This is a genomic window from Amycolatopsis sp. TNS106, assembly GCF_019330265.1.
Lineage (GTDB): Bacteria > Actinomycetota > Actinomycetes > Mycobacteriales > Pseudonocardiaceae > Amycolatopsis > Amycolatopsis lurida.
In genome coordinates this window covers 2,276,717-2,293,922 of record NZ_CP024972.1, presented here as the reverse complement: position 1 = coordinate 2,293,922, position 17,206 = coordinate 2,276,717, and the positions used below count along the sequence as shown (strand labels likewise).

Sequence of the window (17,206 nt, the reverse complement as noted above, 5' to 3'; positions counted from 1 at the left end):
GCTTGCAGATCTGCGACCGTCACTCACGAAGGCAGAGCTACCACTTCGCCCGTCCGCCTCCTCGGCTGTCCTTCATGGCGCTGGCTGATCACGCTGGGCTTTGACAACCCCAGGCCGCTCGTCAGCTCCGAGCACGTGAGGCGGCCCGGGCCCGCCTCATCAGAGGAGATCGAGTAAAGGCGTTGCACTACAACAGAACAACTTCAGACCAACGAAGCACTGGCGCCGGGGCCGGTGCAGACCGTCGTGAGGTTCTGAATGTTGCTGTGGGTAACGTTGGGTTGTGCCTCTATTCAGCTTGGGCGCCTTGTGGCCGTGCTCCTACTCGCGGCGTTCATAGTGCACCGAACAGGTGACACCACAGGACTTCGGGATCTCGCAGTCTTAATCCGCGCTCTTCGAATCTGGCCGGTGAAGTGGCGTCCTCGTTCGTGATGCTCGTGGAATGACGCCCGCCCGTGTGCGGCTCGGACACCGATCTCGGGCGGCAACTGCTGGAGTGCGTCGGCCATAGCTCTGTCGGTGATCTCGGCTTCGGGGCTGTCCTCCTCACCCGAGGTCCCGCCAACGGCCCCAATTTGCCGCCATCGCCCGCCGGTCCGACAGCGTCAGTCCGGACCGCGGTGCCAATATCAGAAACGTGCGCTCCGAATCGGCTGGGCGTGAGCCGGTTCCCAGATCGCATGTCCCTTCATCGGCAGTCATCCAGACGGCAGGATCCGGACGACAGCGACACCGGGTCTGCGTCGCTTCTTCGGTCGTCGGGTTCGCCGGGATGCGTCCTTCGGGATGTTGGTTTTCCGCCTGGGGCACGCTTTCCCAACGAACGTCGTCGACCTATAGCTGAGGGTGCAAGTCGGAAGGTTGGTTTGCAACCTTCGACGCGAGTCAGAGTCAGATAACTCCGACTCAGAGTCAGTGCCTAAGGTACCTAACTTTGTTGCGCGTCAAGGGGTTCACGCCACTTCGGCAACCCACCCCGACTTCACGGCTTGCGCATGCTCCGGCTACTCTCATGCGCGGTGCAGCTCATTGTGTAATCCAGTCGTCTCCCGATTGCTCGGGCCCGGCGATCGGGAAGCAACAGCTTCTCAGAAGGGACGAACACATATGGGTGAACACCGAAAGGATGATGACCACTGCGGCAAACCGCCGCGGGAGCATGGTCCCGGCTGGCCGGCAAAGACCAACCGGGACCACATCCTCATATGGGTGATCCAGCTCCTTAGGGTGCTGGCTGCCGCGATCCACGAAGTTTCGAGCCTCTGGGATCGCTAAGCAGGGGCGACGTCTTAACAGACGTCGCCCTTCACTCGTTTGGCTGGCAGTTCGTCGCCGAATTGCGACGCGGCAAGACCAACCGCTCGGAGCGTACCTCATCGCTCAGTAACGCTTGCACAGTAACGTAACTGTAGCGACGTTACTGGGTTACCGGATTTAGCTGAAGCCGCTGGATGCGCCTGCCGCGTGCCTTCGGCTCGGATGTGGTGGCGGCTTGTTTCGGGTGGCGGCGCCGCGTTTGGTGCTGCGGTCGTCCGTTTGCGTGGAGGCGCACAGCACACCCCGCTCGACGTTGCGGGTTTTCGGCACTGAGACGCGCCTACGCGGTTACCACGAAAAGCCGCGTGCGGCTCGTCATCGCCGTTCGGGTGTGACCTTGGGCTGGCCGGATTCGTCGCCATGAGCTTTGCCTCCACCGATTCGCCAGCCAACTGCGGCTGGCAACCTGGATCGATGACAGATCCCGTGCTGCCCGTTCTCTGGCTCGTCTGGTGCGCGGTCACGGGGACTCCGATCGACCGCCGGGATGAGGCGACGCTCGGCCTCTTCGTCTGGCAGGCGGGACCGTCGCAGAAGGTTCTCCACGCGCTACGGCCCAGCAGTACGGCTGCCACGGCACCAGCATGGCCGGCCGCTGTTGGAGGCGACGGGACGGCGCTCGGTCGGCTTGTGCACGGCGGTACAAGCAGCATCAACGACCCAGACGTCCACTGGATCACGAGGTTGAGGCTGCGGAGGCGGTTGTTCTCCGCTGTGCTGCTGGCGCCGACGGTGCATGGAGGACTCAGCCTCAGCCGGACCCGGGTACGTAGTCTCACGCAGCGACTGCTGCAGGTGTCGCGCGCCGGTTCTAGGTGGCCATGCCACGAGTGGTTGGTCCGGGGTGACTCTGGAGAGGTTTAGTCCCTCGTACAGCTCCAAGGTCCGGCGTTTGGTCTCCTGTGCGGTGAACTTCGAGCCGTCAGTCTGCTTCGTGGTGTCGGTCCGGGTCGGCTCGACCGCGCCCCAGGAGTCGACCTCCGAGGTGTCGACCGATCAGCTCCAGGTCGCTCCGTCGCCCTTGTCGACCCAGCCAACGTCTTCATATCCAGGTGGCAGGGCGAGCAGCTTCCCGTCCGCGCCGGAGGTGAGCGCCGTGGGCAGGTCCGCCGTGTGGTCAGCGATGAAGATGGAGCCTTCGAGCGCCTTGCGGATCAGATCGCTCTGCTTCTTCTTAAGCTGGTCGTAGGTAGTTGTAGTCGGCGTAGTCAGTCTAGGCTCAGCCTGCTTGAGATCAAGTCGTCAATCTGTTCGACGGGTGTCGACACTAGGGAGGAACGTGAACGTCGCTTGGTTGGCTATCGGGATATCTACTCTGTCACTTCTAGTGTCAGGTGGTTCACTATTATGGAATATTCACTCATTTAGGAAGTCTGGACCGCAAGTGCGACTGGAATTGCTCGGAATTCCTCTCGCCGTACCGGCCGATGAGCTGTTTATGGAGAATTTACTGACGTTCCAAACCTCAGATTCCGCAATGTCTGACCAAGAGCGCGAACTGACGAAGCGGATCCTCTGCATAGCCACAGTTCGCAACACCGGAAGGGCGGCAATCGACGTATCCGCTACCATGATTGAATCTGGACCTCGATACATAAGCGTTACCGCGAAGCCTCTCCGCAAAAAACTGCCACGCAGGCTCGAAGCTGCCTCTGAGTTCACGTTTAGCTTCGCGGCGTTCGAGGCGGTTAACCTGCTCACTGAAGGCGATCTAGGCAAAGTTGAATGGATTCGCGTCCGAGTTGGCCTCGGTAATGGAAGTTACGTTGAATCCGGCAAGGTGCTCATGAAAGAGATGATCGAGGGTGCACGTCAACCTGTCAACGACAAGTAATCGAGCAAGTTAATCTTAAGCTCGTCGCCAGCCGAGTCGGAAATAATCCAGCACCCGGCGAGAATCATCTGTTGTCGAATATGGCGCTTGAACTGGAGGGTTGTCAGTGCGCGCGGTATCGATGAGCACAGTCGCAACCCGTGTGCGAACGCTGCCGAGCACGAGCTGGCGGCACTGCTCGGCGAGCTGCCACGCTTCTGCGCGGTCCCGGCCGTAGCAAGCCACCTCCATGCGCGGGTAGTCAGTGATCCTGTCGTCCGAGCCGCCGACCCGCTGCACCCGGATCAACGGCGGGACAAGGTCGGCCGGGGTCGCCGTGACGGTGGGTGCTAGTGGTTCGAGCAGCGCCAGGAGCACGGTCTCAGCGTCGGGGAACGGTGGCAGCACCATACCCACGTCAGCCCGCCTCCACGATGTCGATCGTGCGGGCGAGCACGTGGTGCGGGTGGTTCTTGAGATGGCACGACGGTGTCGATGCTGAACGCCTTCCCTCGTCCGGCGGCGCAGCCGCAGCCGCATCCGCTGGGCGTGGCTGAGGCCGTCACCGAAGGTTCTGCTGGCCGCGTAGGTCGCGGAGTACGGGCCGATGGTGTCGACGTCGCGCCGCCGCGGGTGTCGGCACGGCCGCCTTTCCCAGCTCGCGGCACGGCCGTGACTCCAGCCGGCGGGCCGTCTGGAACCGGCCCGATCTCGGACGGGATCTCCGCCAGGACCCGTAGGCCCCAGACCATACGGCGGATGGCGAGTTCGGGCTGGCAGCCTGGAACGATGACAGACCCGGTGCTGCCCGATCTGTGGCTTGACTGGTGCGCGGTCACCGGAACTCCGGTCGACCGCCGAGACGAGGCGACGCTCGGCCGCTTCGTCCTGCAGGCTGCACCGTCACGGAAGCTGCTCAACACGTTGCGCCTCGCGCCCCTGGCCACGGCACCAGCATGGCCGCCGGCTCTTCGAGGCGATGCGACCGCGCTCAGCCAGCTTGTGCACGGGGGCACAAGCCGCATCAACGACCCGGACGTCCACTGGATCACGAGGCTGAGGCTGCGGAGGCTGGTGTTCGCCGCCGTGCTGCTCGCGCCTGCGAACCAGGGAGGACTCGGCCTGAGCCGGATCCAGGCACGTGGTCTCACCCCGGGACGTCTGCAGAGTCTGCGCCCGGTCATCGGCCGGACCGCCGACGAAGCGTCGTGTCCGGCGTGCGCAGTGTGGTCGTGGCTCGACGTGATCGGCACGAACAACGACTGGTCGCAGGACGCCCTCCGGGCCTTGGGTCACCACCGCGATCCGGCCGGCGGCGAGGTTCACCGCCATGAGCGTGACGATCCGAGCCACGGCTGGCTGGACTGGCCCGATCACCCGAACCTCCTACCGGCGATCGACCAGTGGGGTTATCTCGACCGATACGGCTCGCTGCACCCGTCGTCGCTCTCGAGCCTGGTGCACGCGATCGAGACCCTGGCCGACGCGCGCATCGCCCCCGCCCGGCCGGCCAGCGTTGAGCCCGTCAGCGCCCCGCCGCGAATCACCGCCGAGGAGGAGGCCGCGATCCTCGCGCGGGCGGATGAGCTGAACGCCCGCGTCGCCCGGATCCTGAAGGAGTACAGCTAGAGTCCCTGCCATGGGATTCGACTGGGAGAACGTCCTGGGCACGAGCGGAGCGGGGCTCGACTCGGCCTATGACGCCGCGGTGTCCGCCGTCATGTACCCAGACTCGCCAGCGGTGGTGGACGCCGTCCATTCGTTTCCGGTCGGGGACGAGCACGACGACGCCGACGGCCTGATCGCCTGAGGCGAGAGTTGCTCCTGTAGTCGGGTGAGGCGCGACCACGGAATCAGCGGCAATTCTGACGCAATGACCACGTCGCCAACCTGCGCAAGTCGGAGGTTCCGCTGGCTAAATCGCAAGCCATGTCGTCGGCGTGCTCGAGGCGCGCGGTCGCGACCATGCTCGTGCGTCCGCCAGCTACTAGCCCGGCCTCATGGATGCGACACAACTCGGAGCCTCGCCTTCGATCGGACGGTCGCTACCGCGTCGTCGTCACGGACGGCATGGACGAACTCGCCACAAAGACCTACGCCGACGTCGAGGTAGAACCGTCCGGTAGGACGACGATGCCCTCCGCACCGAAAAGACTCGATCGGTGTCGACGGCAGGCGATCAAGCCTCGACGCGAACCCAGGTGGGTTGGTCCCGCAGCGTCGACGCCTTGATCAGCGCCTTGCGCGGCAACGCGTCAGGGGTCTTGCGGTACCAGACCTCGTTCTGGTCCTCGTCCTCGTGCTCTCCGACGACGAACCACCGCTCACCCCGGTCAGAGCCGGGTTCCTCCATCGCCACGACGTAGGCGTAGATCTTCGCTCCGGCAAGGTCGGGCTGCGCGGTCTCGGTGTCGGTCATCGTGATCATCTCCGGGTTGTGCGGGTCCAGCAGCCGCATCGTGTCACGAGGAACCGACAGTTTCGGTCAGCAGGGGTGCTACCGAGTTCGCGAAAGGCGGGGCGCCACGTACGGCACCACCGACGCGGTCTGGCAGTCCTCAGGAGGTGGTGATTTTAACCCCCATCCCTGGGATCGGCGGCTGATCGGGAAGCGCCTTAGTGGTCAGTAGTCACATGTTTCGTAGCCGGGTTGCGCCTCACAGCTGTCCAGCTGGCGACCATCGGGTGCGAGGAATAAGACCCAGACGAATGAGGCGCCGCCAGGAACATCAGCAGGTACGGTGATGTGTTGTTCGGACGTCCCGCATTGGAGACTGGTGCTTTGGGCGCCCAATTGGACATGGGCGGAGTTAAACGTTTGAACGTACACCCGTCGACAGCTGCCTGACAGGGCACGGAGCTGGCCATCGACTCGAACAGACCTGTTGAACCAGTTGACTTTGCCGACGAAATAAGTTTCGTAGTACGAAAGGCTGACATGCGCCGGGTCTTCAGCAGCTGCTGCGCTCGGTGCTCCTGCCAATGCCATGCTGCTGGCGACGGCGAGCGCGGCGAGAGCTGCGGTCGCTCGCTTCATTGTTCGACCGGCGCCTACGGTTGCCGTCACTGTGCCTGTGTCTCGTCGTGTGAAGGTCTTCACCGTGACGCCCCCTATTCCTCGCGCCTGACTGATGTGGCGCTTCGTCGAGAGATACGCCACTCCAGGTTCTCCCGTTGCCACATCGACAGTTGTTCACTCGTTTGGCGGCGTCGAAGGTGGAGACCACCGGGGGCAGGTTCCGTGTCTTCTCGGTTGGGCAATCAATGATGGACAAGGTCACCGAACGGCCAGCTCCAGGCCGAAGCCGATGCTAGAGCACCTTGACCTGCGAGAATGCTCCCGCGAGTCGATCTCCGGGGTAGCCTCGCCGTCGGACGACGCTCTGGGGAGGGGCTGTGGGACCGGTTGAGGAGATCGCAGCGGGGGTGCGGACGGCGGTCGTCAAGGTGAAGGCGGCTATTGCCGCTCTCAAACTTGCCGATCAGGAGCTTGAAGAAGCTGGTGTGAAGTGGTCGGAGGTCGCGGCCGGTGTGTCTGATCCTGACTTCACCAGGCTGCCGGGCCTATCCGCCGAGGTGAAGTCCTCGACAGAGACGGTCACCGGCCTACTTGGCCAGTCGTCGGACCTGCTCGACGGGTATCTCCTCAGCTTGGGAGTGCCGGCGGAGTCCACTTCGGCTGGAGCTTCTGGACAGACCCGTCCTCCTGGTCCGGCCACTTCGTCCAGTGACCAGGACGTGGGCATGGACAAGGACGGTGACTTGGTCGAACAGGCGCGGCGAGAGTTGCCAGGGCCGGTGACACGCGGTCGCGGGGTGAAGACTCAGGGACGCTGGTTCGCGCCTGGTAAAACTATGGCGCCCATCAGCAGCGGTCGGGACAAGTACACAGAACAGGTTAACCAGGTTTTGGCGGACGCGGGGTGCCCGTACGTGCCGGTGACGGTTGCTGCGGACGTGGAACTCAAGATCGCCGCCGAGATGCGTGATAAGGGCATCACCGAAGCTACGGTGGTGATCAACAACACTCCCTGCGAGGGGCCTGCCAGCTGTGACGCCCTGCTGGGGGTGGTGTTACCGGAGGGCAGCACGTTGACGGTGCACGGGACCGGCGGTTTCACGAAGACGTATAGGGGAGGCGCTAAGCCGTGGTGACGTTGGAAGCGTTCTACGACCCAGGTCCCGGTTCGGGTTTCGTGCTGAGCACGCCGGATCAGGTGGACGAGTTGCTTGATCGCATGGTGTCCGAGTCGGCCGAGGAGTCGGTAGGGCTGATGGCTCAGGTAGGACGCAAGGAGGGCGATGGCTGGTCGTCCGCGCTTCAGTTTGGCGTGCGCGCGGCAAAGTGCGGCTTCGTTGGCTACATGGGCAGCAAGGGCGAAGCGAGCGCGATCAGCGACAACGGCGCGACGTCGCCAGAGATGATCGCCTATGACTACCAGTTGCATGAGCGCGAGGTGCCGAGTAACGCGGAGGTCTCGTTGACGGCAGTTCGCCAAGCGGTCCACGACTACGTGGCCTCGGGCGGCGCTCGGCCTGCCGGGGTGCCCTGGCGGGAAGTCGAGTGAGCGGCTGGCAGATCGCGGTAACGGCCATTGTTGGCGTGCTGGCCACGTCGGGTGCGTTCGTCGGTGCTCGTCTGGGTGCGCGCGCGAATGACCGAGCAACAGAGCAACGCGAGCTGGCTGCCCGTCGTGAGGAGTGGTGGCGGCGGTTTACCTGGGCTGCCGAGCTTGCGATGGACGAGTCAGCGGCGAAGCGGACCGTCGGGCTAAGTCTGATGATAAAACTTGCGCGGTCGGAGCTTGCTCAGCAGGACGAGTACCAGCTTCTCGATGTGTTTCACCAGCGTGTGCTTGGTGAGATACTGGAGCAGTCGGACCAAGCGAGGCAGGGCGAATGACTCGATCGCAGCGCGTAACGGAAGAGCAGATCGCAGCTGCCCAGCTGCGTGTCCTCCTGGATGAGAAGCAGGGGCGAACGACACCGGACGTCGTCAGAAAGATCGCGAAATCGCTCCCCGGTGACGAAGTCAGCGGGGTCGGAAAAGCAAGCTCAAGCCAGACAGACGCCGAGACGGCTCTCGGGAAACCAGTACTCTGGCCGGTCGAGTACGCGCCTAATCTGATTGCGGGAGAGTTCGCAATCTCCGACAAGGGCACATTTTACGCCGCTACGCCAATGGATCTTCCTATTGACGTCGTTATTGGGCGCCATAATCTGACTAGGCAAGTACTATGGCTTCCCCATGATGTTCACGAAGTTGAACCAAATGCCGGGGTTTCGTTAGAGGCAAAAGAGTTACTTCGACATATTGCTGAAACAACTCGGTCGAGCGAAGAAGCTCAAGACAAATTGGGACGGCAGTCGTAAGAGTTACTTCTGGCGCCCTGCGAGACGAGCGTTCCATCCGCCAGGGCTAGTGAGCGCGGTGTGTCGGTCGTGGCAGGTCTTGCAGAGCGGTCGGAGTCGATGCCAGGCGTCAGGGTCGGGTACTCCGCGGGCGACGAGGGAGCGTCGGGTTTCGGGGTAGTGGTCGGCCACTGTGGCCGGTTGCCGGCACTGCACGCAGAGTCGATGTTCGCGAGGGTAGGCGGCGCGGTTCCTCTGCCAGTCGCGGCCGTAGCCGCGTTCGGCGGCGGTGCCTCGGGCCTGGTCGGTCTCGCGGCGTTGGTCGCGTCGACAGGTCGGGCACGGTCCGGCGGGGACGGTGCGTCGGCAGCCCGGGCAGACGCGGCCGGGTTGGCTAGGCATGGCGTCGCCGGTCAGGCGCCTGACACGGGCCGTGGCCGCCGGTGTGCGCGGTCGGCGTCGGCGTCGGCCTGCCAGTCGCTCCAGCGGCGCCCGTTCTGGAGGCGGGTGAAGCGCGCGATGTGGTTCGCGGGCAGGCCGACGGGCGCGGGGCCGAGAACGGCGAGCAGGCCTGGTTCGGCATGGGAGCGCCACCCGGCGTCCTGAATGCTCCCTGTCACGTGAGCGCGTCGTGCAAGCACGTCGGGCATCGTTTGTCCGCGACGTGATGTGACGACCATCGATCGTCGGCCATGAAAAACTACCGGCGGTTCGTCACGAGGGCAGCATTAGGCTCTGCCTGTGGAGCACGCTGAAACAGGCTCGGGGACTGGTAGCGGCCTTGATTGGAGTGACGGCTCCGCGGTCTGGAGGGCCGATCTTCTTCCTGCAGATGTCCAGGCGGCGTTCGAACGTGGTGAGGAGACGGTCGGGGTCGCGGTGATCGCTCTGGCGCTCAACCATTCAGAACCTGCGCACACGCTGCCGCTGGTTGCGATGGCCATGGAGTCCAGCAGTCTGGAGATCCGTGAGCAGGGCGTGGTCGCGATGGCTCACACGGCCAGGCTCCACCGTGCTGTGGATCGGCGTTGTCTCGTCCTGTTGCGATCGTGCGCGCGAGGAAATCCGGCCGATGACGACCTGTGGGGTTCATACCGCATCGTCGGCTCCCGGTGTGGCTGTGGTGGCACCACGCCAAGCAGCGGCTGTGGTGGTGGCTTCGCGATTGATGGTGATGAAGATGGTCGCCAGAGCACGCGATAGCCGTCAAGCGAGGTCGGCGTAGACCCATGATCAGCGGCGCAATCCGCTCCGGCAGCACGCTGGTGTCGAGCGTCGCAAATGTGCGGCTGGGCGCCTCTGAGCAGGAGCCGAGCCTGCGGTGGTTTGTCAGTGATACGTTGACAATATGCCAGAGCCTTTGCTGTTCGACCTTCTCACTGCCGACGTGGTCGCCCGATTGGTGGACAGTTACGCGGATGATCCGGCTCTCGCCGAGGATGCGGCCTTTCATGCGGCGACCGCGGTGAGAGCACGCCTGGGTCAAGGGTCTGACGAGGTGCGGGTCGTCGAGATGCTCGCCGCTCTTACGCTCGTGCCTGGTATCCGGGACCAGGTGGATCGGCTCGAGGTCGACTTGATCAAGGCAGTGATCGACTGGGGTGTCACCTGGGAGCAACTGGGGGCGGTGTACGGCGGGCGTACCCGCCAGGCGATGCAGCAGCACTACCGTCGGCTTGGTGGGGCCAGCGGCGCTGACTGGGTACCGGGCAGGAGTCCGTCGCTGACCGCCGAGGACCACACCGGTGATGTCGTGTCGATGCCGTGCCTGGATGTGCGGGGCACCTGGCGGGTGACTCTTCGCCGCGGTAGCCGCCCCGGCGAAGTCGTGGTGGCGGAGGTCGCCCCCATGCTCGTCAGGGCGGAGAAGCGCGGCGAAAGCGCGTTTCGCCGCCCGTGGCCGGAGTGGGTCACTGAGGGGCAGCGGCTGACCAGGCGTGCCCGGTCGGCCGTGGTGTCGTGCGAGCGTGTCGCCGAGGACGGCTCCATGGTGGAGATGCGCGCGTCCAACGCGCCTGACACGCGGTGACGCATGAGCGTTAGCCCCCATTACGTCCGACTGATCAGCTGATTCGGTGTCTGCGACAGGGGTGCGAGGAGTCGGACTCTGCTGCCTTAAATCCGGCCAGGAATGATCAGAACTCCGCTCGTGATAGCGCGCCAGCGGTCTTTGATCGGTTCGGGATCCGCAAGGGGACCGCCGAGGCTGTGAATGAGTAGCGCGCGGCATACCTCGCTCAGCACAGTGATCTTCAACCCGTAGGTGTGTGGGGGATCTCCGTCGAGAGTGGTCATGCGGATCGGCATGCCCAGCCGACGTTCGCTCCCGTGCCGGGTCCCGGCGTGTCCAGTGGCGGATCGCAACCCGTACATCAGGATGTCCTCGGCCAGTTTCTCGTCGTCCCTGGTGGCCGCCTGACCGTTGGCGAAGAATTCGGCGAGCAGCTCGAGCGCGGCTCGGCGCCTCAGCTTCGGTGCCTCGTCGCCGCCTGTGGGGGCGCCACTGAGCTGCTCCAGCATGGCGGCGAACTGGGCTCCCGCTGCCGACGGGCGGCCCTCGGCCACATCGTGCAGGGCGGCCTGACATGCCTCAAGGGATCGTGCCTTGTGCACGTGTTTCTCCAAGAGGGACCAGGCATTCGGCAGCCAGGGCGGGAGGTCGAGGACCTGGATCGGCGGTTCGGGTGGCGGTGGCTCCGGTCGCCAGCAGTGCACCATCTCCCGCTGCCAGTCGTCGATGTCGTGGCTCAGGGCGTCTGGTTCATCGACATGCGGCAGCTTCCAGTGGATCCACAACTGATTCCAGGCCAGCGACAGCAGCAGGCAGAGCCTGCCGAGGTCGGCGGCCGCCAGATCCTGTGCACCCGGCGTGTAGTACGCCGACACCGTCCCCCGGACCTCGATCGGCCAGAACGAGACCGGGTACGGACGGCTTCGGTCAGCCGGATGCGGATACACCTGCGTGATCCACTGTGGCACCGGCGAGAGCACCATCGGACCAACCTGAACAGGCGCTTCCAACCGGGCCGGCAGGAACACACCGCGTTCCCAGGCGGCCCCTTGATCAGGCGCTGGCCCGATCACCGCCACCCACGACCGCGATGGTGGTGGGTCCGCGGTGAAGCTGCGTACCGCCTCGGCCATCACCGTCGCCCACCACCCGCGCTCAGCAGCGACATCGTCGGTCATGCCGACCACGTCGTAGTGGAGCTCCCGGCCCCTGCTCAAGAACAACCGCAGCGTGCTGATCGCGGACGACGAGGCGAACGTGAGGCTCGGACGGCCGGAAGAGGTGTCGTGTCCAGAACTGGCTAAGTCCGGGATTTGCCGACGCAGGTGGTGCAAGAACCAGTTCGTCTCGTCCGAAGACAGCCGCCGCAAACCACAGTGCATCCCAGAACCGTGGGTTGTCTGCTTGCCGCCTTCTTCGGACACGACCGTTCTCCTGATGATCCTGACGGAGGAGACAGGAAACCACCTCCGATATTTCGACGCTTGACGGGGGTGGAGTTGACCGTTGGGTGCCCAGCTCGAGCCGGGCGGATACAGCCGCCAATCTGAGCCCCCGGCAAGACCGCGGTCAGCCCACCGCCTTCATCGGGTTCGACATCTTGTCCACCAAGAGACCTCGCGGCGACCACCAGGAGACCTCGAAAAGACCAACCCCGCCCCGGGACCCGTCACAGACCATTCGCAGCCCAGAACAGGACCACACGCCAAGCCCGTAGCTCGTGCGGAAATCACAGTGTGCGCGCGGTTTCAGTGTTGCGAACGCAGTGCAGTCGCGTACCGTGGGAATCAAGGCAGCGCACGGATTGCGCGGCCGATCCAGGCGGATGCCAGACCGCTCGAAGACCTTTCAGGTCTCGCGGGACGAGGGACGGACTCGGACGGGGCTCGCCGCGCGTAGCGCGGGAGGAACGAGACAACTCATCGCTACGTGAGAGGTCTCCCATGTCCCGCAAGTCATCCCTCGTGCGCCCGGCCGTCGTGCCCCCAGTTGTCAGCCAGTCCCTCCGCAGCTGCCTTCAGGCACGCCTGGCTGTCTCTGCTCGGCCATCGGCTGAGGCTCCGGGTCTCGTGTCCACCGCGGCACCTCGTCCGTTCCCACGCTTCAACTTGCCTCCGCTGATCTTGCCTTCCCATCGGGTGAGTGCGGCCTTCGGCGGCTACACGGCAGCGGCCGGGACGTTGAGCGCTCTGGCGCGTGGTGGGGCGGGGGAGTCGTGACGGAGCCGCGGCTGGTGGATGGGAAGTGGTTGTCGACGGAGGAGGTGGCGGCGCTGTTGCATGTGGATCCGTCGACGGTGCGGCGGTGGCGGACGGCGAGGCCGCCGCAGGGGCCGCCGTTCGTGCCGTTGTCCGAGCGGGTGATCGTCTACAGCGCCTCGGACGTGGACGCGTGGCTGCGCAGCCGGCGGGTGGACCCGGAGAAGGTGACGGCCTGATGGCGGGTGCGATCGCGCTGCCGATCGGGATCTCACTGTCGTCGGACATCGAGTACCGCGAGGGCCGCGCGAAGCCCTACAAGGCGCGGGTGCGGTGGGTCGACCCGGTCACGAAGAAGCGGCCCAGTAAGTCGGAATCGTTCGCCGAGGAGCGCGACGCCCGCAAATGGATCGAGCGCCTCGAGGAGGACGCCGAGAACGGGATCGATCCGCGGATGGCGACCATGCCGCTGGCCGAGTACGGCGAGGCCAACATGGAGCTGATCATGCGGGGCCTGGAGGAGAAGACCAAGGTCCCGTACATGGCCGGCTGGCGGCTGCGGGTCGTGCCGACCGTCGGGCATCTTCCGGTCCGGAGGATCTCCAACGGCGTGGTCGACCGGGCGGTCCACACGTGGATCGCCGACGGCTGTAGCCGGTCGGTGGTGAAGAACAGCATCGCGCCGCTGGTCAGGACCATGGAACAGGCTCGCCGGGACGGTCTCGTCGAGTACAACCCGGCGAAGGTGACCGGATGGCAGCAGGAGTACAAGCGCGCCGAGGACGAGCTGGAAGACCCGCGGGCGCTGGCGCTACCGGACTGGTACACGCTCACCGCGCTGGCGGACGCCCTGGTCGCGCGGTCCCACCGCGAATACCGCGGCTGGGGCGACGTGGTGCTGTTCGAGGCGTGCACCGCGACCCGGATCGGCGAGGTCTCCGGCTGCCGGGTCAAGGACATCGACACGAAGAACTGGATCTGGAACCTGCGGCGCCAGACCACCCCCGGGCCCGGCGGGCTGCTAGACAAGGGCACCAAGGGCAAACGAGCCCGGAAGGTGCCGATCATCGAGGATATCCGGGAACTGGTCCTGGAACGGATCGCCCTGACCGAAGGGGACCCCGACGCCCGGCTCTTCGTCGGGCCCCGCGGCGGCCGCATCACCACCGCGATCCTGCGCGACGCAACGCACTGGGACGACGTGGTCACCCAGCTCGGGTACGAGCACCTGCGCCGCCACGACCTGCGGCACACAGGACTGACCTGGATGGCCGACGCCGGCGTCCCGGTACACCACCTGCAGAAGATCGCCGGCCACGGCTCGATCACCACCACGCAGCGCTACCTGCATCCGGACCAGCAGACCGTGACCGACGCGGGGGAGCTGCTGACCGAGCACCTGCGGGCACCGCGCACGCCCCGGCTCCTCGTCGTCAAATAGCAACAGCCCGCACCAAGAAACGCTCTGCCTTTCCGAAGGCGGAGCGTTTCTTTTATGTGATTCCGCCCAGCCGAGCCGGAGATAAGCCGCCTCTAGTGAATTGCGTGACCTTCCGCTGCGGTATCCCCGCGACTTCGCCAGAAAATCACCACGGCGACCTATTCGCGAGGAATCGTCTCAACGCCCTACGCGCATTTCCAGCAGAGGCGCGGACCCTTCAGAGACATAGGCTCGGTTGCGGAAGGTAGGCGCCGGGTGACAGTGCGTCAATTTTTATTCACCCGGGTGGGGGAAGTAGACAGCTCTGGCTCAAACGGGCCCTATCGCAATCTAGCTGCCAGATTCACTCGTATGGAGGAGCGTTGCTGCCCCTCTTACGCGCCAGTCAAGTGCGCTTCGGGGCCCGAAAAACCGGTCTGGTCCCCACGTGGTCCCCAAGCAGATGCTTCGGTGCTTGCCGAAAAATTGTCTTCGGTAAAACGAAAAAACCGCTTGACCCGGACTTTCGTCCAAATCAAGCGGCTCTTTAGTCCGTCGGGCTGACAGGATTCGAACCTGCGACCCCTTGACCCCCAGTCAAGTGCGCTACCAAACTGCGCCACAGCCCGGACCCGCGCTCCGTGGAGTGCGATGTGAGTACTTTAGCGGGTCCCGGACAGGGGCTTGCAACCAGGGGTCACCGTGTGTCTGAGCTGGGAAAACAGTCCGTGAGGGCCGCCCTGCCGCATTCAGGCGGCCCCCACGGGGTCACTGGGGGTTGCCGGCGTGGGTGAGGGTCTGCCAGGCGACGAACAGGTTGTTGGTGCCCGCCGGGCGCTGGCGCAGGGTGAGCGCCTCGGTGTTGCTCATGGTGTGTCCGAGGCGCGTGTGGAGGTGGTTGTAGCCGACCTCGGTGATCGGGCCGAGGCCGAGTTTCAGGCTCCCGCCGCACAGCCACGACGGGACGGTCGCGCCCATCTGGTATTTCGCGTGGAAGCCGAGGCCTTCGCGGAGGCGGTCGGCGATCTCGGGGTAGAGGTCCTGGCCCTGGATGCGGGTGGTCTCGGCGAAGTTCGCGATGGCGGCGAGGCCGTAGCCGGTGTGGGTGAAGTCCCGGCAGGTCTCCTGGGAGAGGCCGTTGACGAACCTCGTCTGGCCTTGCCAGTACTTGACGATCTTCTCGCGGGTGTCCAGGCCGCTGCCGGGAGCGGTTTTCGGGAGTGCGCCGTCGCTGCTCAGGTAGAGGTAGGCGGGGACGCGGGTGCGGAACTTCGCGACGGCCTTGTCGTAGGCCGCCTTGTCGTCGAGGAAAACGGCGATGCCGATCGAGGCCTCGGTCATGCTGAGTTCCCAGTTGCCGTTGCTGTGGCTGCCGTTGACGACCTCGGGCAGGTACACGTTCCGGAGCATGGTGCCGAAGCGGCCGGCATTCGGCCAGCTCGGGTAAGTGTGCTTGATGATCTCCGCCGCGCGCGGCCACGAGGAGGCCGACCACGCCGACTGCAGGGGAGCGTTGCTGTTCGTGTGATCCTTCAGTACCGCGGACCAGGCGTCCATGATCTCGATCGCCTTGGTCGCGTATTTCGCGTCGCGCGTGATGTACCAGGCCAGCGAAAGGGAATACGCGGCGATCGCGTCTTGCCGTTCATCGGTACAGCCGATGTTCGGATTCGAATAAGATCCGCATTCGACGACCGCGCGGGGTTTCGGTGACCGGGACAGGGAAGCGTACGAACTCGACATCATCGCGTCGTAAGCCTGTTTCCACGGCTGCGCGCCGGCCTCCACCTTGGCGCGGACGAAGTCCAGTTGCGGGCGGCTGACCAGCACGCCGGGATGGGTGAAGGTGGCGGGCGCGGCCTGCGTGGGGACACTGAAAAGGCCTGATACCAACGGGACGAGCGTGGTCAGTGCGAGCAGTTTCCTGGGTAGGGACACGGGTCTCCTCGAGTGGGTGTGAGCCAGGTCACCGGCGGCGCGCGATTCAGTGTCATGGTCTGAACCAGTTGCGTCAAGACCTTTGTTCATCTCAAAAATAAAGAAAGCCCAGTTCGTTCAGTGGGCTGAACGTGTCAGTGCGGCCAAGGGCCGACGAAGGCCGGGCTGCCGATCGGATAGCTGCCGATCAGGCGCCAGTTCGCGCGTTCGTAGGCCTGGATCGCGTCCGCGTTCTGTGCCGCGACATAACAATGCTCGCCGACAAAGGAGAAGTGCCGGGGCCACGCGCCGGTTCGGTGGTCGGCGACGGCCTGGGGAAGCGCGGCATCGAAGGTGAACTCCGTGAGCCGCTCGGGGCCACGGTTCGACAGGAACAGCCGGTCTTCGTGCAGCGTGAGTTGTGCCGGGAGGTTCTCGCCGCCGGGTTCGAACGTCGCGGGAACGGAGTTCTCGACGGTGAACGTGCCTGGCGGCTCTTCCCGCACTGTCATCAACGAGGCGGCCAGTTCGCCGACGACGTACGCGTGGTTCGTGCCGGGGCGCCGGAGCAGTTGCCGAGGGCCGGTCCCGGCGGGCAGCGCCGACACCGACACGGGGATCAGCTCGCCCTCCTCGCCGAGGCGGTAGCTGCGCATCTCGTCCGTGCCCAAATCGACCGCGCTGACCAGTGTCCCGCTTTCGTCGACGACGGCCATGTGGACGTGCGCCGACTCCTGTCGTTCGGTGTTCGGGCCGCTGCCCCGGTGCTGGGCGAGCGCCGTTCGCACGGTGGGCACTCCATCCGGGTCCAGCGCGAAAGCGGCCAGGCTGCCGCCGCTGTAGTTGGCGCACAACAGATACCGGCCATCGGGAGTGATCGCCGGATGGCACGGATCCGCGCCGCCGGTCGGCAGTGAGTTCAGCGCCGACAGCGTGCCGTCTTCGCTGACGGCCACCGCGGTGATCGCGCCTTCGGCCGTTTCGTTCACGGCATAGAGCACGGGAAGCCCGGGATGCGGGGTCAGCCGGCTCGGCGAGTCCAGCGCGAGCGAACCCGCCGCTGCCGTTGCTCGCCGCCGTGTAGGAGCCGGTGACGAGCAGAGTCCGGTCGTCGTCCGCAGAAGTCACGAAGCACACTGTGCGGCAAGCCGGGGTGGAGGTGAAGCCCCTCGCGC

17 protein-coding genes and 1 tRNA gene are annotated in these 17,206 nt (G+C 65.0%); 11 read left to right on the top strand and 7 right to left on the bottom strand.

Translation table 11 applies throughout. The features are described 5' to 3' along the window. The first annotated feature begins 2,704 nt into the window (after positions 1–2,704). The gene (locus CVV72_RS10270) at positions 2,705–3,154 is read left to right on the top strand and encodes a hypothetical protein (RefSeq protein WP_219152209.1); all 450 of its coding nucleotides are present in this window, start codon (positions 2,705–2,707) and stop codon (positions 3,152–3,154) included. Between the two features lie 15 nt (positions 3,155–3,169). Here CVV72_RS10270 and CVV72_RS10265 read toward each other — a convergent pair whose 3' ends face one another. Continuing rightward, a complete protein-coding gene (locus tag CVV72_RS10265) occupies positions 3,170–3,550 on the bottom strand; it encodes a hypothetical protein (protein ID WP_219152208.1) in 381 nt (126 codons plus the stop codon). Between the two features lie 372 nt (positions 3,551–3,922). Between CVV72_RS10265 and CVV72_RS10260 the strand changes: the two genes are divergently transcribed. Both CVV72_RS10260 and CVV72_RS10255 read left to right on the top strand, forming a co-directional pair. After that, on the top strand, positions 3,923–4,762 hold the full coding sequence (locus CVV72_RS10260; protein ID WP_219152207.1) for a hypothetical protein: 840 nt from the start codon (positions 3,923–3,925) through the stop codon (positions 4,760–4,762). Between the two features lie 10 nt (positions 4,763–4,772). Further along, on the top strand, positions 4,773–4,943 hold the full coding sequence (locus tag CVV72_RS10255; protein ID WP_219152206.1) for a hypothetical protein: 171 nt from the start codon (positions 4,773–4,775) through the stop codon (positions 4,941–4,943). Between the two features lie 369 nt (positions 4,944–5,312). On the opposite strand, the gene CVV72_RS10250 is transcribed toward CVV72_RS10255, so the two are convergent. Beyond that, positions 5,313–5,591, bottom strand: coding sequence for a hypothetical protein (locus CVV72_RS10250; protein ID WP_219152205.1), 279 nt, complete (start codon positions 5,589–5,591; stop codon positions 5,313–5,315). Positions 5,592–6,529: 938 nt separating this feature from the next. Between CVV72_RS10250 and CVV72_RS10245 the strand changes: the two genes are divergently transcribed. Genes CVV72_RS10245 through CVV72_RS10230 form a run of 4 tightly spaced genes read left to right on the top strand, consistent with a single transcriptional unit; the run spans position 6,530 to position 8,506 of the window. After that, positions 6,530–7,288 (top strand): DddA-like double-stranded DNA deaminase toxin, encoded by a 759-nt coding sequence (locus CVV72_RS10245; protein WP_219152204.1) that lies wholly within the window; start codon positions 6,530–6,532, stop codon positions 7,286–7,288. Continuing rightward, positions 7,282–7,701 carry an Imm1 family immunity protein gene (locus CVV72_RS10240; protein ID WP_219152203.1) on the top strand — a complete coding sequence of 140 codons (420 nt, stop codon included), beginning with the start codon at positions 7,282–7,284 and terminating at the stop codon, positions 7,699–7,701. Before CVV72_RS10245 ends, CVV72_RS10240 begins: the two co-directional genes overlap by 7 nt. Beyond that, entirely contained in the window at positions 7,698–8,036 is a 339-nt protein-coding gene (locus CVV72_RS10235) for a hypothetical protein (RefSeq protein WP_219152202.1), read from the top strand. Before CVV72_RS10240 ends, CVV72_RS10235 begins: the two co-directional genes overlap by 4 nt. Next, positions 8,033–8,506 carry a hypothetical protein gene (locus CVV72_RS10230; RefSeq protein ID WP_219152201.1) on the top strand — a complete coding sequence of 158 codons (474 nt, stop codon included), beginning with the start codon at positions 8,033–8,035 and terminating at the stop codon, positions 8,504–8,506. Before CVV72_RS10235 ends, CVV72_RS10230 begins: the two co-directional genes overlap by 4 nt. A gap of 392 nt (positions 8,507–8,898) precedes the next feature. Here CVV72_RS10230 and CVV72_RS10225 read toward each other — a convergent pair whose 3' ends face one another. Beyond that, the gene (locus tag CVV72_RS10225) at positions 8,899–9,105 is read right to left on the bottom strand and encodes a hypothetical protein (protein ID WP_255632625.1); all 207 of its coding nucleotides are present in this window, start codon (positions 9,103–9,105) and stop codon (positions 8,899–8,901) included. Positions 9,106–9,226: 121 nt separating this feature from the next. On the opposite strand from CVV72_RS10225, the gene CVV72_RS10220 reads away from it, so the two are divergent. Both CVV72_RS10220 and CVV72_RS10215 read left to right on the top strand, forming a co-directional pair. Beyond that, the gene (locus tag CVV72_RS10220; protein ID WP_219152199.1) at positions 9,227–9,688 is read left to right on the top strand and encodes a hypothetical protein; all 462 of its coding nucleotides are present in this window, start codon (positions 9,227–9,229) and stop codon (positions 9,686–9,688) included. A gap of 145 nt (positions 9,689–9,833) precedes the next feature. Then, on the top strand, positions 9,834–10,514 hold the full coding sequence (locus CVV72_RS10215) for a hypothetical protein (protein WP_219152198.1): 681 nt from the start codon (positions 9,834–9,836) through the stop codon (positions 10,512–10,514). 86 nt (positions 10,515–10,600) lie between these two features. On the opposite strand, the gene CVV72_RS10210 is transcribed toward CVV72_RS10215, so the two are convergent. Beyond that, a complete protein-coding gene (locus CVV72_RS10210) occupies positions 10,601–11,920 on the bottom strand; it encodes a hypothetical protein (RefSeq protein WP_219152197.1) in 1,320 nt (439 codons plus the stop codon). 791 nt (positions 11,921–12,711) lie between these two features. Here CVV72_RS10210 and CVV72_RS10205 point away from each other — a divergent pair. Both CVV72_RS10205 and CVV72_RS10200 read left to right on the top strand, forming a co-directional pair. Continuing rightward, positions 12,712–12,933: an AlpA family transcriptional regulator gene (locus CVV72_RS10205; protein ID WP_255632624.1), complete on the top strand. Its 222-nt coding sequence runs from the start codon at positions 12,712–12,714 to the stop codon at positions 12,931–12,933. Further along, positions 12,933–14,135, top strand: a complete 1,203-nt coding sequence (locus CVV72_RS10200) for a site-specific integrase (RefSeq protein ID WP_219152196.1) — start codon at positions 12,933–12,935, stop codon at positions 14,133–14,135. The genes CVV72_RS10205 and CVV72_RS10200 overlap by 1 nt, the downstream gene beginning before the upstream one ends. Positions 14,136–14,669: 534 nt before the next feature. On the opposite strand, the gene CVV72_RS10195 is transcribed toward CVV72_RS10200, so the two are convergent. The 3 genes from CVV72_RS10195 to CVV72_RS10185 all read right to left on the bottom strand — a co-directional run bounded on the left by CVV72_RS10195 (position 14,670) and on the right by CVV72_RS10185 (position 17,152). Then, positions 14,670–14,743 (bottom strand) — tRNA-Pro (locus CVV72_RS10195). A gap of 139 nt (positions 14,744–14,882) precedes the next feature. Beyond that, positions 14,883–16,052, bottom strand: coding sequence for an alginate lyase family protein (locus CVV72_RS10190; protein WP_219152195.1), 1,170 nt, complete (start codon positions 16,050–16,052; stop codon positions 14,883–14,885). A gap of 134 nt (positions 16,053–16,186) precedes the next feature. Continuing rightward, the gene (locus CVV72_RS10185; RefSeq protein WP_370641953.1) at positions 16,187–17,152 is read right to left on the bottom strand and encodes a lactonase family protein; all 966 of its coding nucleotides are present in this window, start codon (positions 17,150–17,152) and stop codon (positions 16,187–16,189) included. Positions 17,153–17,206 lie beyond the last annotated feature (54 nt).

Excerpts from the sequence above, each read along its gene's own strand:
- CVV72_RS10200 (WP_219152196.1), top strand. The coding sequence starts at position 12,933 with ATGGCGGGTGCGATCGCGCTGCCGATCGGGATCTCACTGTCGTCGGAC.
- CVV72_RS10230 (WP_219152201.1), top strand. The coding sequence starts at position 8,033 with ATGACTCGATCGCAGCGCGTAACGGAAGAGCAGATCGCAGCTGCCCAG.
- CVV72_RS10215 (WP_219152198.1), top strand. The coding sequence starts at position 9,834 with ATGCCAGAGCCTTTGCTGTTCGACCTTCTCACTGCCGACGTGGTCGCC.
- CVV72_RS10260 (WP_219152207.1), top strand. The coding sequence starts at position 3,923 with ATGACAGACCCGGTGCTGCCCGATCTGTGGCTTGACTGGTGCGCGGTC.
- CVV72_RS10255 (WP_219152206.1), top strand. The coding sequence starts at position 4,773 with ATGGGATTCGACTGGGAGAACGTCCTGGGCACGAGCGGAGCGGGGCTC.
- CVV72_RS10250 (WP_219152205.1), bottom strand. The coding sequence starts at position 5,591 with ATGCGGCTGCTGGACCCGCACAACCCGGAGATGATCACGATGACCGAC.